Source organism: Methanococcus voltae, assembly GCF_024807655.1.
GTDB classification, from domain to species: Archaea; AGJL01; Methanococci; order Methanococcales; family Methanococcaceae; genus Methanococcus; species Methanococcus voltae_D.
Window position 1 is genome coordinate 528533 of the sequence record NZ_JANUCR010000001.1, and the last position, 14458, is coordinate 542990.

Annotated in this window: 13 protein-coding genes; 8 read left to right on the forward strand and 5 right to left on the reverse strand. The window is 27.9% G+C overall.

Annotated features, from left to right (window positions below; all coding sequences use genetic code 11):
• Window positions 1–160 precede the first annotated feature (160 nt).
• Window positions 161–544, forward strand: coding sequence for a phosphoribosyl-AMP cyclohydrolase (gene hisI, locus J3E06_RS02490; RefSeq protein ID WP_013180739.1), 384 nt, complete (start codon window positions 161–163; stop codon window positions 542–544).
• 108 nt (window positions 545–652) lie between these two features.
• On the opposite strand, the gene mtnA is transcribed toward hisI, so the two are convergent.
• Complete coding sequence (gene mtnA, locus J3E06_RS02495) at window positions 653–1627, reverse strand: S-methyl-5-thioribose-1-phosphate isomerase (protein ID WP_013180740.1); 975 nt, start codon at window positions 1625–1627, stop codon at window positions 653–655.
• Window positions 1628–1796: 169 nt separating this feature from the next.
• On the opposite strand from mtnA, the gene J3E06_RS02500 reads away from it, so the two are divergent.
• Complete coding sequence (locus tag J3E06_RS02500) at window positions 1797–3134, forward strand: molybdopterin molybdotransferase MoeA (protein ID WP_013180741.1); 1338 nt, start codon at window positions 1797–1799, stop codon at window positions 3132–3134.
• Between the two features lie 375 nt (window positions 3135–3509).
• Here J3E06_RS02500 and J3E06_RS02505 read toward each other — a convergent pair whose 3' ends face one another.
• The gene (locus J3E06_RS02505) at window positions 3510–4001 is read right to left on the reverse strand and encodes a multiprotein bridging factor aMBF1 (RefSeq protein WP_013180743.1); all 492 of its coding nucleotides are present in this window, start codon (window positions 3999–4001) and stop codon (window positions 3510–3512) included.
• Between the two features lie 378 nt (window positions 4002–4379).
• Between J3E06_RS02505 and J3E06_RS02510 the strand changes: the two genes are divergently transcribed.
• Window positions 4380–5597: a proteasome-activating nucleotidase gene (locus tag J3E06_RS02510; RefSeq protein ID WP_013180744.1), complete on the forward strand. Its 1218-nt coding sequence runs from the start codon at window positions 4380–4382 to the stop codon at window positions 5595–5597.
• Between the two features lie 92 nt (window positions 5598–5689).
• Here the strand turns inward: J3E06_RS02510 and J3E06_RS02515 are convergent, their stop codons facing one another.
• Entirely contained in the window at window positions 5690–6094 is a 405-nt protein-coding gene (locus J3E06_RS02515) for a nucleoside-diphosphate kinase (protein WP_013180745.1), read from the reverse strand.
• Window positions 6095–6328: 234 nt separating this feature from the next.
• Between J3E06_RS02515 and purE the strand changes: the two genes are divergently transcribed.
• From purE to J3E06_RS02530, 3 genes are all read left to right on the forward strand, one after another.
• On the forward strand, window positions 6329–6799 hold the full coding sequence (gene purE / locus J3E06_RS02520; RefSeq protein ID WP_013180746.1) for a 5-(carboxyamino)imidazole ribonucleotide mutase: 471 nt from the start codon (window positions 6329–6331) through the stop codon (window positions 6797–6799).
• A gap of 293 nt (window positions 6800–7092) precedes the next feature.
• Window positions 7093–9003: a PINc/VapC family ATPase gene (locus J3E06_RS02525; protein WP_013180747.1), complete on the forward strand. Its 1911-nt coding sequence runs from the start codon at window positions 7093–7095 to the stop codon at window positions 9001–9003.
• Window positions 9004–9260: 257 nt separating this feature from the next.
• Window positions 9261–10184, forward strand: a complete 924-nt coding sequence (locus tag J3E06_RS02530) for a homoserine kinase (RefSeq protein WP_013180748.1) — start codon at window positions 9261–9263, stop codon at window positions 10182–10184.
• Between the two features lie 100 nt (window positions 10185–10284).
• Here the strand turns inward: J3E06_RS02530 and J3E06_RS02535 are convergent, their stop codons facing one another.
• Window positions 10285–11418 (reverse strand): 60S ribosomal export protein NMD3, encoded by a 1134-nt coding sequence (locus J3E06_RS02535; protein ID WP_013180749.1) that lies wholly within the window; start codon window positions 11416–11418, stop codon window positions 10285–10287.
• A 272-nt stretch (window positions 11419–11690) separates the two neighbouring features.
• Complete coding sequence (locus J3E06_RS02540) at window positions 11691–12113, reverse strand: translation initiation factor IF-2 subunit beta (RefSeq protein WP_013180750.1); 423 nt, start codon at window positions 12111–12113, stop codon at window positions 11691–11693.
• Window positions 12114–12511: 398 nt separating this feature from the next.
• Here J3E06_RS02540 and J3E06_RS02545 point away from each other — a divergent pair, with 398 nt between their 5' ends.
• Together J3E06_RS02545 and hisF are read left to right on the forward strand one after the other, a co-directional pair.
• Entirely contained in the window at window positions 12512–13282 is a 771-nt protein-coding gene (locus J3E06_RS02545) for a MinD/ParA family ATP-binding protein (protein ID WP_013180751.1), read from the forward strand.
• Window positions 13283–13407: 125 nt separating this feature from the next.
• Window positions 13408–14259 carry an imidazole glycerol phosphate synthase subunit HisF gene (gene hisF, locus J3E06_RS02550; RefSeq protein WP_013180752.1) on the forward strand — a complete coding sequence of 284 codons (852 nt, stop codon included), beginning with the start codon at window positions 13408–13410 and terminating at the stop codon, window positions 14257–14259.
• The last annotated feature ends 199 nt before the right edge of the window (window positions 14260–14458 follow it).

Below are 14458 nucleotides of genomic sequence, written 5' to 3' on the forward strand. Positions count from 1 at the left end.
TTTACCATTATAATTTATAATTAATATATGATATATTAAATTATCATTTATATTAGTATGATATATTATATAAAATATGCTAAATAGGATAAAATTATAAAAAAATAAAGTATGATAAACCAGATTTATAAAATCTATTTCAAATACGATAGGGGATAATATGGAAAATTACAATGAAGTAATAAAAAATATGAATTTAAAATTTAGAAATATAGACAATAACAAATTAATATTAGCAATTACCAAAAATAAAGATAATTTAGTGTTAATGACTGCATTTATGAATGAAGAATCACTTAAAAAGACTTTGGAAACCGGATATATGCATTATTACTCTACAAGTCGAAAAAAATTATGGAGAAAAGGCGAAGAAAGTGGAAATATTCAAAAAGTATTGAATATTTATAGGGATTGCGATGGAGATGCATTATTATTTGAAGTAGAGCAAACTGGATGGGCGTGCCATGAAGGTTATATGTCCTGTTTCCACTATGAAATAAAAAAAGATGGAAATTATAAAGCTTTTGGAACTAAATTCGACTAAATACAACTTACAAATATATCAAATATATCAAATTAAATAAAAACAATATAAAAAATCAAACAATTAAAAAGATTTAAAATATAAAAAAATAAAAAAATAAACTATTAATTATTTTTTATTGGGGTAAATTATTTTATCCTCCGTTATTATTGCAGTTATTAATTCAGGTGGCGTACAATCAAACGCATAATTAATTACGGGCACTCCTTCCGCCACTATTCTAACACCGTCAACATACATAACTTCTTCCGCAGAACGTTGCTCTATTTCTATATCCTCCACAGTATTTTCAAAATCAAATGTAGAATACGGTGCTGCAACATAAAACGGTATATTATGATATTTTGCCAAAATTGCCAATGAATAAGTACCTATTTTATTAAATACGTGGTAATCAGACAATATTCTATCCGCACCAACAATTATTTTATCAATTTTACCTTGTTTCATTAAAAAACCTGCGGTGTTATCAGATATTGCCGTTGTTGGAATGCCTTCATAGTGTAATTCAAAACAGGTTAATTTGGCACCTTGTAATCTTGGTCTTGTTTCGTCAGAAATTACAGATACATTCTTTCCAGCATATTTTGCAAATCTAATTGCACTTAAAGCAGTCCCATAAGCAGATGTAGCAAGAGCTCCAGCATTACAATGTGTTAATATCACATCTCCGTCGTCAAATAAAGTTTGACCAAGTTCTCCAATTTTTTTACATAACTGAATGTCTTCTTCATGTATCTTTTTTGCTTCATCCAATAAATTAACGCCTTTTTTAAAAGAATCCATACATTTGTCCAATGCCCAAAATAAATTTACTGCCGTAGGTCTTGTTAATTTTAATTCTTTGTACGCCCGGCATATGAATTCATCATCAGAATTTTCTAATTCAGCTAATGCCATTCCGTAAGCTGCAGATACTCCAATAGCGGGTGCACCCCTTACAACCATATCTTTAATTGCCACAACTACGTCTTTATAGGTTTTACACGTGAAATATTCTAATTTATTAGGCAACTTCCTTTGGTCTATTAATATAAGCTCTTTGTCGTCCTCATTCCATATTATAGGTCTAATATCATCCATAGTATCCCTTAATGCTCCAAATTATTATTTCAAATTTATTATTGTATTTAATGTATGTTTAAAATAATAGTATAAAAAATAATATAATTATATAACATATAGTAATAATTACCTAATAATTATCTAAGTTATTATTATATTATTTTATTATATTATTTTGGTGATTTTTTTGAAATTTGTAAAAGAATTAATATCTTATGAAGATGCTAAAAAAATAACGTTTGAAGAATTGAATAAGTTAACAAAAGATAAATATAAAAAATATGATTTAAGCGATTGTTTGAATAAAATATCCTATGAAGACGTAATATCTCCAGCAGATTTGCCAATTTTTAATAAATCAGCTATGGATGGTTATTCAGTAATCGCAGAAGATGTTTTTGGAGCGAGTGAAAGTAATCCAATAATATTAGAAAAAATAGAATTTAAAGAAAGTGATTCAGTTGAGTTAGATAAATTAAATAATTTAAGTAAAAATGTGGTAGGGGACGAAAATTTCGAATTAACAAATGGTTTCGCAACTAAAGTCTCTACAGGCACAAAAATTCCAAATGGTTCAAATGCGGTTGTAATGAAAGAATATGTAAAAGAATACGATGACTACATAGAAGTTTATGGTGGAGTACATCCTTTTGAAAATGTTTCCAAAATAGGAGAAGACCTTAAAAAAGGAGACGTTATTATAAAAAAAGGAGAAATGATTAATCCATACCATATTGCTTTATTAGCTTCCGTGGGCATCCAAAAAATAAAATGTGTTTATTTAAAAATAGGCATACTTTCAACTGGCGATGAATTAATTAGCATTGAAAATTACGGCAAAGAAGCAAATAATAAAAATGATGAAATCAAAAAAATAGATATGGAATATATACATAAAACTGGCTCCATTATAAATTCCAACTCCTTAATGTTAAAATGTCTTTTAAAAAACTGTGGATTTGATGCTAAAACATATCCTCATGTTGAAGACAACCCTGCTAAAATCAAAAAATGTATCTTAGAAATACTTTCTGAAAATGATATCTTAATGACTACGGGAGGCACTTCCGTAGGCGATAGGGATTATACCTTTGAAGAAATTAGCAAATTGGGAGAAATATTATATCACGGGATTAAATTAAGACCTGGAAGACCTGTTGGATTCTCTAAAATTAAACATACTGATACTATAAAATATGTTTATATATTCTCAGGATATCCAGTAGCGGCAGCAATTCAGTTTGAACTACTATTTAATAAATATTTCAAACCATTGCACACATTGAACCTACCATTAACCCGTAATTTCGCATCTTCTTTAGGTAGAACAGACATTATGAGAGTAAAACTCATAAAAAAGTCAGATATAAATACTAATTCAAAACTTTTTGCAGAACCTTTACGGATATCGGGTAGTGGAGTAATTTCTTCACTATCTTCTGCAGATGGCTATGCCATAATTGATGAAAATATTGAAGGCTATGAAAAAGGAGATATTATAACCATTTATTTATTTAAACAGTGAAAATATGACACCGATATTGGCAGTTAATATGATAATATCATTAATTATGGGTTATCATACAAAGGAAATGTCTTTTAAAAAAATACCCTTAATTATAGTGATAAATATTCTTATTTATTATATTGCATACCTTGCATTTAATAATTTCAATAATCTATACGTTAATTTAAAAAATATCGACAATAGTTTACTATTAGAAATTATAATACTATCATATATAGGCTATTATTTAGGCGCATATTCAAAAATAATTATAAAAAAAGACAGATATAGCAGATAATTTAAAAATAATAACTTATATATTAAATTAACTAATAAAATAGAGAAATAATAGATATAAAATATATAAAAGAAATATTGATTAATTGATTAATTCTATTTTCTTCTTTTAATTTTTACAAAATCACCTAATGTATAGGATTCATTTTTAACTTTTGTATCCTCATAAGATTCAGAATCTTCATATAATGATAATCCCAAACTGCTTTCGAGTTTTTTAACGTATTTTTCTTCAGGTTCTAATTCCCCACGCTCTAATTTATGTAATGTAGATTCTTTCATACCAATTTTTAAAGCAAGTTCCTTAGTATTCATACCTTTCCTTTCTCTTGATTCACGTATTAAATCTCCGTAACCTTCCACAACCACCTTTAAATCATCAAACATATCTTTTTTATGACCCATAGGTTTTTTAGCCTTCTTAGGTTTATCAATAGTAGTAGGTGTTGCATTATTTCGGGAATATCGAGAATATGTATTTGGAGATTTGCCAAATTTAGCACATTCTCTACATAACATCATTTCGACACCCTCTACTTTTGATTTATACAATTCTGATGTAATTTTACCGCAAAGTTCACATTCCATAATATCACCTTTAATATAGTTTATATTGAATTATATTATCTTATATTTTAACATATATATTATTGTATATTTTTAAATATAACCAAAATCTATTAATTATATATAGTTTAACTACTTATTTAATTACATATCTAATTTTATAATTCATAATCTACTTACACTAACTCAATTAAATATATAAATATAAGAACTTAGAAATGTATTAAAAATATATAAGTAGTATATAAAAAATATATTAAAATATAATATTTAATTGTAAAATAAATAAATACTATTTATTAAATATAACAATATTAATTTAAAGTGTATTGAAAATTTAAGTATTTTATATAAAATATTAAAATAAGGATACCTCTTTAAAAATCGAGGAGGCATAACATGAACTATCCTGAAGACTATTCAAGCGAAATAAACGAATTAGACCTTGATGAATACAAGGAAAGGAATTATATAATGGATTTGGAAAATAAAATATTGAGAGCTGAATTGAAAAATAAAGACATATCAAGAGAAAATAGTCAGCTTAAAAAAGAAAATGAAATTTTAAAAAGAGAATTGGATAAATTAAGAATCCCTCCACTCATAATGGGTACTGTAATTGACAAAATAAGTTCCAGAAAAGTAGTTGTTAAAAGCTCTACGGGCCCAAATTTCTTAGTAAATATTTCACAATTTGTAGACCCTGAAGAAATAGTGCCTGGCGAAAGAGTTTGTTTGAACCAGCAAACACTTGCGGTAGTTGAAGTTCTTTCCAAAGAAAAAGATTATCGAGCTATGGCTATGGAAATAGAAGAAAAACCTAACATTACATTTGATGAAATTGGTGGATTAAGCACCCAAATTAGAGACATTAAAGAAGTAGTAGAATTACCATTAAAAAAGCCAGAACTATTTGAAAAAATAGGTATAGTACCTCCAAAGGGTATTTTACTATACGGTCCACCGGGAACTGGTAAAACTCTTCTCGCAAAAGCTGTAGCTTATGAAACAAATGCTTCATTTATCAGAGTAGTAGGTTCTGAATTGGTTAAAAAATTCATTGGCGAAGGTGCTAAATTAGTTAGGGATGTATTTAAGTTGGCAAAAGAAAAATCTCCATGTATTATATTCATTGATGAAATTGACGCTGTTGCAAGTAAAAGAACAGAGTCATTAACTGGTGGAGATAGAGAAGTTCAAAGAACATTGATGCAATTATTAGCTGAAATGGATGGTTTTGATTCTCGAGGAGATGTAAAAATAATTGCTGCCACGAATAGACCTGACATCCTAGATTCTGCAATATTAAGACCTGGTCGATTTGATAGAATCATTGAAATAGCCAATCCTAACGAAGATGGTAGAATTGAAATCTTAAAAATACATACATCAAAAATGAATTTGAAAAATGTAAATTTAAGAGATGTTGCAAAATTAACTGAAGGAATGGTTGGTGCAGATTTAAAAGCTGTTTGTACTGAAGCAGGTATGTTTGCAATCCGTGAAGATAGGGAATATATTAAATTAAGAGATTTTGAAGAAGCTATCGAAAAAATTAAAAGCAAAACTACGCCTAAAGAAGAAATAAAACCACAAGTATCATTAATGTATGGATAATTGTTTAAAATAATATCCGTATAAAAAATAAAATTTAATATTTAATATTTAATATTTTTTAAATATTTTTCTTTTTAAAACGTTATAAAACGTTAATTTTTAAAAAATAAATTAATTTCTCTTTTTGCACTTTCTAAACTATCTGAAGCGTGTATTATATTATTAGGCGTACTTAATCCATAATCGCCCCTAATTGTACCCATTTCTGCTTCCCAGGGTTTTGTAGCACCGACCATTGTTCTAACATTTTTTATAGCATCTTCTCCTTCGATAACCATAGCCAAAATAGACCCAGATTTCATAAAAGATACTAAATTGTCATAAAAATCTTTACCCTTATGCTCTCCATAATATTGCTCTAAAATTATGTCATCCAATAAAATCATTTTCATTTCTACAATGTTAAAACCTTTATCTTCAAATCTTTGTATTATTTTTCCCATCAATTTTCTTTTTATTGCATCGGGTTTTAAAGCTACAAATGTTCTTTCAATCATTCTACAATCCCTCGTATGTTGAATTATAAACATATGAAATATGAATTCACACAAATATTAATGTTTTTATTAAGATTAAAACACAAAACTTATTAAATACTAAAAAATGAGTTGTTGAAATGAATTATTATTTTAGTATATTTCAAATATAATTAAATACCAAATGTACTAAAGAATAATATTAAAAGAATATACCAAAATAATAAATTAATAAATAAATCAGGATGGTAAACTATGATTACAATTATAATGGGAAGTAAAAGTGATATAAAAATTGCAGAAAAAGCAACAAACATTTTAAAAGAATTTGAGGTAAACTATGATGTTAATGTAGCTTCTGCACACAGGACACCAGCTTTAGTTGAAAAGGTTGTAAAAAGCTCAAATTCAGAAGTTTTCATCGCCATTGCAGGGCTTGCAGCACATTTACCTGGCGTAGTAGCTTCAATGACTACAAAACCAGTTATTGCCGTTCCTGTGGAAAGTAAACTCGATGGATTAGATGCTTTATTAAGTGCTGTCCAAATGCCTCCAGGGATACCAGTAGCTTGCGTAGGTATCGATAGAGGGGAAAATGCTGCCATATTGGCATTACAAATGTTGGCAGTGTCCGATGAAGAAATTGCTAAAAAATTAAAAGAATATAGGGAATCTCAAAAAAATAAAGTATATAATGACAATTTAGAAATACAAAAAATGTTATAATTATTAGATTGTAAAACAAAATAATACACAAAACTAATCATTTATATTATTTTATAACTATTTTATTTTAAAATTCTAATAAATATTTATATTTGAATTTATATTATTAGTAGGGTACTTAACTCAAATGATTATAAAATTTAAAAAATACAATTTACAAACATATATTTGTTAAATGTAAAAAAACTATTCTTTAAACTATAAGTTAATTATAATTTAATTATAATTTAAGTATAATTCTTAATTTTAGTATATTTATTATTTATATTTCGTAGGATTATAGCGGTGATATTTTGGATATAAACACAGATACAAAAAATAAAAAATATGAAGAATTACCCACATTTGACGAGTTATTTGATGAAAAAATAACTCTCGATACGTGTGTAGTTATAGATGGCAGAATAACGGAACTGATAAAAAATAAAAAACTGAAAAATTGTGAAATAATAGTTCCTGAAGCTGTTGTCGCAGAATTAGAAGCTCAAGCCAATAAAGGACGTGAAATAGGCTATATGGGCATTGAAGAGTTAAAGAAGTTATCGGAAATATTAAAAGATAGCGATAGTAATTTAACTTTAACCTACTATGGCGAAAGACCGAGCTTGGAAATGGTTTCTTTAGCTAAAAGTGGAGAAATAGATGCACTAATAAGAAACGTAGCAAAAGAAAGAGATTCAATACTATTAACGAGTGATTGGATACAGTATAATATTGCAGTTGCTCAGGGGATACGTTCATACTACCTTAGGGTAACTACTGAAAAAGTAGATTTAATTCTAAACAACTATTTCACCGAAAATACATCTTCTGTTCATTTAAAAGAAGGGTGTAAACCATTTGTTAAAATAGGAAAACCTGGAAGTGTTAAATTAAGACCCTTTGCAGAAGAAATATTATCTAAAAGTAAAATGGAATATATTATCGATAATATATTAAGATACAGTGAACAGAACAATGGGTTAACAGAAATACAAAAAAGAGGTGCTACTGTATTACAACTTGGAAATCTAAGAATTTCCATATCAAGACCTCCATTTTCAGAAGCTTTGGAAGTTACTGCCGTTAGACCTATTGCGAAAGCTACCCTTGAAAGTTATAATTTACCCGAACAATTAAATGAAAAATTAAAAAAAGCAGAGGGTATATTTGTTTCAGGCGCTCCAGGAAGCGGTAAATCGACTTTTGTTTCAGCACTTGCAGAAAGTTATCAAGGATTGGATAAAATCGTTAAAACTATGGAAAGTCCAAGAGATTTACAAGTGGGTAATGAAATAACACAGTATGCACCACTTGAAAATAATATGGAAAATACTTGTGATATACTCTTACTCGTAAGACCTGATTATACAATATATGATGAAGTAAGAAAAACTAAAGATTTTGAAATATTTGCAGATATGAGGATGGCAGGTGTTGGTATGGTGGGGGTAGTGCATGCCTCAAAACCCATCGATTCAATTCAAAGGTTAATCGGGAGAGTCGAATTAGGTATAATTCCTCAAATTGTAGATACAGTTATATTTATTGAAGACGGAAAAGTCGGAAAAGTATACGAAGTTGAGTTTAATGTGAAAGTACCTCATGGTATGAAAGAATCGGACCTCGCAAGACCTATTATAGAGGTCGTAGACTTTGAAACAAAATCTCCAGAATATGAGATATATACATACGGGGAGCAAGTTGTGGTAATGCCAATAAAACAACAAAAAACAGAATCTCCAATATTTAACTATGCGGAAGATAAATTAAAAGATGTTTTAAAGAAATTATTGCCTAAAAAATGTTATCCTGAGGTTTCAGTTGTTAATAAAAACACTATTGAAATAAAAGTTTCTGAAAAATACATCCCATCCATAATTGGAAAAGGGGGCAAAGAAATTGCAAAACTTGAAGATACTTTGGGCTTAAAAATAAATGTAAGGGAAAAAATCATAAATAACGAACCCATGGCAGATTATCCTACTTATGAATATGTAAATGATTATGAAATGACTAAATTGGTCGAAACAGGTAAACATATTGTAATAGAAGCAGGTGAAGACTATATTGGTTCAAATATTAAAGTATATGTTGACGGAGATTATGTTTGCACTGCAACCGTAAACTCGAATGGTAATGTAAATATCAATAAAAAAACAAATGTTGGTAAAGATCTTCAAAAAGCAATGAAAAAAGGTAAAGATATATATATTGATTTTTAAATTCTTTTTAACCTTCTTTTTTAAATAATTAAAAGTTAGAATTTATAAATTTCAATATTTATTATTATTTATTATCCATTATTTAATATATTAAAACTAATTCTCATTTTAAATAGTTATATATATTAATTTAAACGCCGTTATGTATTAATGATTAAAAATGATGAAAAATAAAAATATAAAACTTTAAAAAATTAAACAATAAGCATACAAGAATTTATAAATTTCAAAAAGGAACAATATAAAAAGGTGTTTTTATGAAAGAAATTACAATTTATTCTCCTGCAACTTCTGCAAATTTAGGTCCAGGATATGATATTTTTGGTCTTGCACTTGAAGAACCCTATGATTTAGTAAATGTGGAAATCATAGAATCTTCATGTAAATGTTGTGAACAGATTAAAATAAGTGTTTCAGGTGAAAAAGCCGAAGAAATTCCTTTGGACCCTACCCAAAATACTGCAGGCGTTGTTGCTTTAAAAATGATGGAAGACTTCAATATTAAAGAGTGTGTACATATTAAAATTCAAAAAGGAATAAAACCAGGTAGCGGTTTAGGTAGTAGTTCTGCATCTTGCTCGGGTGTTGCCGTAGCAATGAATAAATTATTTAATTTAGAATTAGATAATTTAAAGTTAATAAAATATGCTTCATTAGGTGAAGCAGTTGCCGCAGGAGCCCCACACGCAGATAACGTTGCACCCGGCATTATGGGCAATTTTACACTAACAACCAGTTATGAACCTTTAGAAGTGTTAAACATCTTATTAGATATGGATGTAGTTGTTGCACTCCCAAATATCCAAGTTAGTACAAAAGAAGCGAGAAAAATATTGCCCCAAGAAATTCCATTGCAAAAACTGGTTAACAATGTTGGAAAAGCTACAGGCATGATTCATTCCATATATAATAAAGATTTTGAAAATTTAGGCAAATATATGATGGGAGACCAGGTTGTAGAACCTTGTAGAGCCACGTTGATAGAGGGATACGATGAAGCTAAAGAAAAGGTCAAAGAATTCGCATATGGAATTACCATCAGTGGTTCAGGACCTGCAATAATTGCAATACCAAAAAATAAAGAATGTAGCTCCGAAATTGCAAAAATATTCAAAGAAATTTGGAATTGCCCAGTTTATGAAACTAAAGTCGGTAAAGGAGCTTATGAAGTTAAAGATTAAAAATAAAAAAATAGAATATAAAATTTTAATATAATAATTTTAACGTATTTTTATTATATTAATTTTATTATTATTATTATTATTATTATTAGTATTATTATTATTCTACTAAATCAATTATTCTATTTAATTCCTCATTTTTGAAAATTTTAACTTTAGAACCTTCTTCCACTTCTATGTCATTGTTATATTCGTATATTTCATAATTAACGTCGTCCATTGCCATTATGGTATCTTCCGATACGGAGATTATAGTTGCAGTTTGGCATTCTGAAGATTTACAAACTAAATAAGTATTCTTTTCAACGTCATTCCAATTTAAATTTATTTTTTCAGAATTTTCCAAAGATTTTAACTGGGTTTTATCTTCAGATATTGTAGATACCACACATATCTTTTCATTATATGCGATTACATCACCTATCGAATACTGCGGTATTCTTACAGATACTGTTATCCTATACTGGTCTTTACCCGTATCTTTATCCACGCCAACCAATTTGGCAGTTTCCAATGTTTTACCGCCGTATTTAGATTTTATTGCAGAAGCAATATTTCTTATAGCACCCATTGAACCCATTTGATAATCTAAGCCTTCTTTTTGAATTATGAACTTAGAAATAAATGCCATTCTATCCTTTTTTAGTCTTCTACCCACTTCTTCACGTACAAAATCATCTAATTCAATTCTTTCATCTTCGGATAAAAACCTACCCATTGCTCTAACTTGTAGTGTTCCCTCATAATAGTTAGACATACATCTTGAACATCTCGGACATTGTACCATATTCAAATAAACTACTACTTCCTTCTCTTCAGTTCGGTCTCTTTTTTCCCCGATTAATTTACCCTCTGCTATTATGTTAACAGGTATTTCCACTCTCGAATGTTTACCCCCGGGTAATTGCTTTGCTTCTTTGGGGATTATTTGAATATCAACGGCTTTATTTGCTTTTTTTAAATTATCTTTAACCGCAAAATATGCAATTTCATCCATTATAGCATATGTATCCTCACTTTTTGGGTCGCACCATAATTTTCGTTTATAAGACCCGCACATATGACAAACTTCGATAATTATTCGCTCATCTACAGTAAACAACGGATTTAATTGACTATAACATAAATTACATAATCCGTCAATCAATTCTCCTTCATGACCACAACGATAGCAAAATGAACCTTTAGAGCTATTAGAACCACTATCTATTGTAATTTTATCATCATCTGACATTATTCCACCACATATATATAATTTTATAAACACATATTTAATTGCATATATATTATTTTTTAAAAAATGTAAATTAATAAAAGAATTTTCAAAATTCAAAATATAAGATTAGTATAATCCACTAAAATAATCAAAGATTAGAATATACCTAAAATAAACTTAAAATTCAGTTTTAAGTAAAAATATTAAAAAAATATTATTTATATTGTAGTATACGTTTTCATTACAAATAATAATACTAACAATATATTATAATATAATATATTTATCAATTATAATGTTTTAACAGGTTTCATAGCACCGCAAGCAGTACATTTTAAGAAATGAATTCTTCCTTCTTTAACTATTTTAGTATCTGGTTTTCCACATTCTGGACATAACACATATTCATTTACGAAATTCTGTATTTTTTCATTTACTAATCGGTATCCAAATTTACCTTGTAATATTAATCTATTACCTTCCAAATCGCCAGCAGTACCCAATTCTTTCATCACATATTTTGAAAACTCTTGTGCATCTCTTTCAATGAATTTAGCTAACTCTTTAAAGTTTTTAATAATTGTTCTATTACCTTCTACAAAACTATCTGCTTTAGGTATTTCAAATCTTATATCTTTAAAAACATCTTCTGGCAACTTACTTCTTGCCCTATCCAATAATTTTTCGTAATTGTAATCCAAATAAATCACCATTTTAGGAACTTACAAATTCCTTTTAAAAATAATTAAAAATTAATAAGTTTAATAATCATATTGATTAATCATATAATATAAATTTCATTAACTATGGGCATATACCAAATAATATAACCCTAATAAATTAAGTAGTGGTAAAATATATCAATCAACTTTTTAATATTTTAAATTCAAAATATTGTTAATCTATTAATTTTAATTTTTTTATAATATGATAGTATTTACTTATTTATATAATTGATTGTATGTTTAGAAATTTTAGAAATTGATTAATATATTTAATTATTGCATAAGGTATTTAATTAAAAAATATAATACTATTAATTATACTAAAATATCAAAAAATACAAAAATATAATTAGATTAAATATATTATTAAAAAAACAGGGGATTTTATGAGAATTGGATTTTACAATATTCAAGGCGGGACTGGAAAAACAACTATTTCTGGTAATATTGCATACTATTTGAGTAGCAAAGCAAAAACCTTGTATATAGATTGTGATATATATGCAGGGACTGGTTCATTGCTTTTTGGATTTGAAGATACGCCATATACATTGAATTCCTACTTATCGGGGAATTTAGATATTAACGATATAATACATAATTATGATGAATTGGATGTTATAATTTCAGATACGAGCCCTAACTCATTTAACACTGATTTAAACCAGCGTAGAATGGTAGATTTAATTTATGAATTAAACAATAAATATGACATTATCATTATAGATTTACCTCCAAACATAGTGGAAGGTAGTTTATTATTTTCTTCTTTAAACCTTGATGAAAAAATAGTGAACAAAATGATAGTTATTGGGGAAGATAGTATACCTGGCGTTATTAACACGATAAAAACCAAAGAACTGCTTTATGCAATAGATATTGATTGTATAGGGGTTGTATTAAACAAAAATAGAAATATTGTCGAATTTGAGGGAATTCTTGAAGATATTATCGCAGTTTTACCATATGAAATTACTGTGGAAGACCAGTGGATAAAAGGGGAGCCTGTAGTATTGGCAAGGAACAAATTTAGTAAAGAATTATCTAATTTAGCGGAAGATTTAGCTGAAATATATATTAAAAAAGATTTAGCATCTACTCGAGCGTTAAAAGTAGCTAAAGACTTAAAAGATACTAAAAGCAATATTAAAAAATAAAAAATAAAAAAAATAAAATACTGGAAAATAATGAAAAAATAGGAAAATAATCAAATATAAAAGATGATTTAATTATAACTATTATTAAATTATTTACAATATATTTTTAATTATATGGTGAAAAAATGCTTACTAAAAGGATAATACCTTGTTTAGATATTAAAGAAGGTAGAGTTGTTAAAGGAACCAATTTTTTAGGCCTAAGGGATGCAGGAGACCCTGTGGAACTATCCAAATTGTACGATGAACAGGGTGCTGATGAATTAGTATTTTTAGACATTACTGCTTCATTTGAAAAAAGAGACATTATTATTGAGGTTGTAAAGAAAACAGCTGAAAAGGTATTTATTCCTTTAACAGTGGGTGGCGGTATAAAAACTGTCGAAGATTTCAAAAGAATATTACGGGCAGGTGCAGATAAAATATCAATAAATACTTCTGCAGTTAAAACGCCACAATTAATATCTGATGCATCTGCAATCTATGGTTCACAATGTGTTGTTGTTGCGATGGATGTTAAAAAAACATATCTTACAACTGAAGAGACAAATATTGATGAAAATAATAATTACAACCACATTAAAAATTTAACCGCCAGAAACATTTATGAAGATGAAAAAGGAAAATTCTGGTTCCAAATATATATTTATGGGGGAAGAGAAGCTACAAATATTGATGCCATTACATGGAGTAAAAAAGTTGAAGAATTAGGTGCTGGTGAAATCTTATTAACCAGCATGGATGCAGATGGAACTAAAGAAGGTTATGATGTCCCATTAACGTCCATAATTTCTAAATCCATAAAAATACCAGTAATTGCAAGTGGCGGTTGTGGTAACATAGAACATGTTAAAGATGTTTTTAAACAGGGTTTTGCAGATGCTGCCCTTATGGCAAGTATTTTACACTACGGAGAATATACGGTTCAAGATATCAAAAAAGAAATGTTAGAAGAAAATATACCCGTAAGAATATAACAAAAAAATTTAATTTATTTTTTTTAAAAGTAATATTTGTATATTTAAATAAATAAATATATTTGCATATAAAAAAATAAAATTTTTAACATAATTGAGATAAGCTCTCATATCTTTAAGTGTCCAGAATATCTTTTATCACTTGAACTATTAGTATTAGCGGGCTTAATGCCTCGGAAAACCTTGGCACTTACACCCC

Bases quoted from the DNA above. Each gene is read 5' to 3' on its own strand.
- hisI (WP_013180739.1), top strand. From the start codon at position 161: ATGGAAAATTACAATGAAGTAATAAAAAATATGAATTTAAAATTTAGA.
- mtnA (WP_013180740.1), bottom strand. From the start codon at position 1,627: ATGGATGATATTAGACCTATAATATGGAATGAGGACGACAAAGAGCTT.
- J3E06_RS02505 (WP_013180743.1), bottom strand. From the start codon at position 4,001: ATGGAATGTGAACTTTGCGGTAAAATTACATCAGAATTGTATAAATCA.
- J3E06_RS02510 (WP_013180744.1), top strand. From the start codon at position 4,380: ATGAACTATCCTGAAGACTATTCAAGCGAAATAAACGAATTAGACCTT.
- J3E06_RS02515 (WP_013180745.1), bottom strand. From the start codon at position 6,094: ATGATTGAAAGAACATTTGTAGCTTTAAAACCCGATGCAATAAAAAGA.
- purE (WP_013180746.1), top strand. From the start codon at position 6,329: ATGATTACAATTATAATGGGAAGTAAAAGTGATATAAAAATTGCAGAA.
- J3E06_RS02530 (WP_013180748.1), top strand. From the start codon at position 9,261: ATGAAAGAAATTACAATTTATTCTCCTGCAACTTCTGCAAATTTAGGT.
- J3E06_RS02535 (WP_013180749.1), bottom strand. From the start codon at position 11,418: ATGTCAGATGATGATAAAATTACAATAGATAGTGGTTCTAATAGCTCT.
- J3E06_RS02540 (WP_013180750.1), bottom strand. From the start codon at position 12,113: ATGGTGATTTATTTGGATTACAATTACGAAAAATTATTGGATAGGGCA.
- J3E06_RS02545 (WP_013180751.1), top strand. From the start codon at position 12,512: ATGAGAATTGGATTTTACAATATTCAAGGCGGGACTGGAAAAACAACT.
- hisF (WP_013180752.1), top strand. From the start codon at position 13,408: ATGCTTACTAAAAGGATAATACCTTGTTTAGATATTAAAGAAGGTAGA.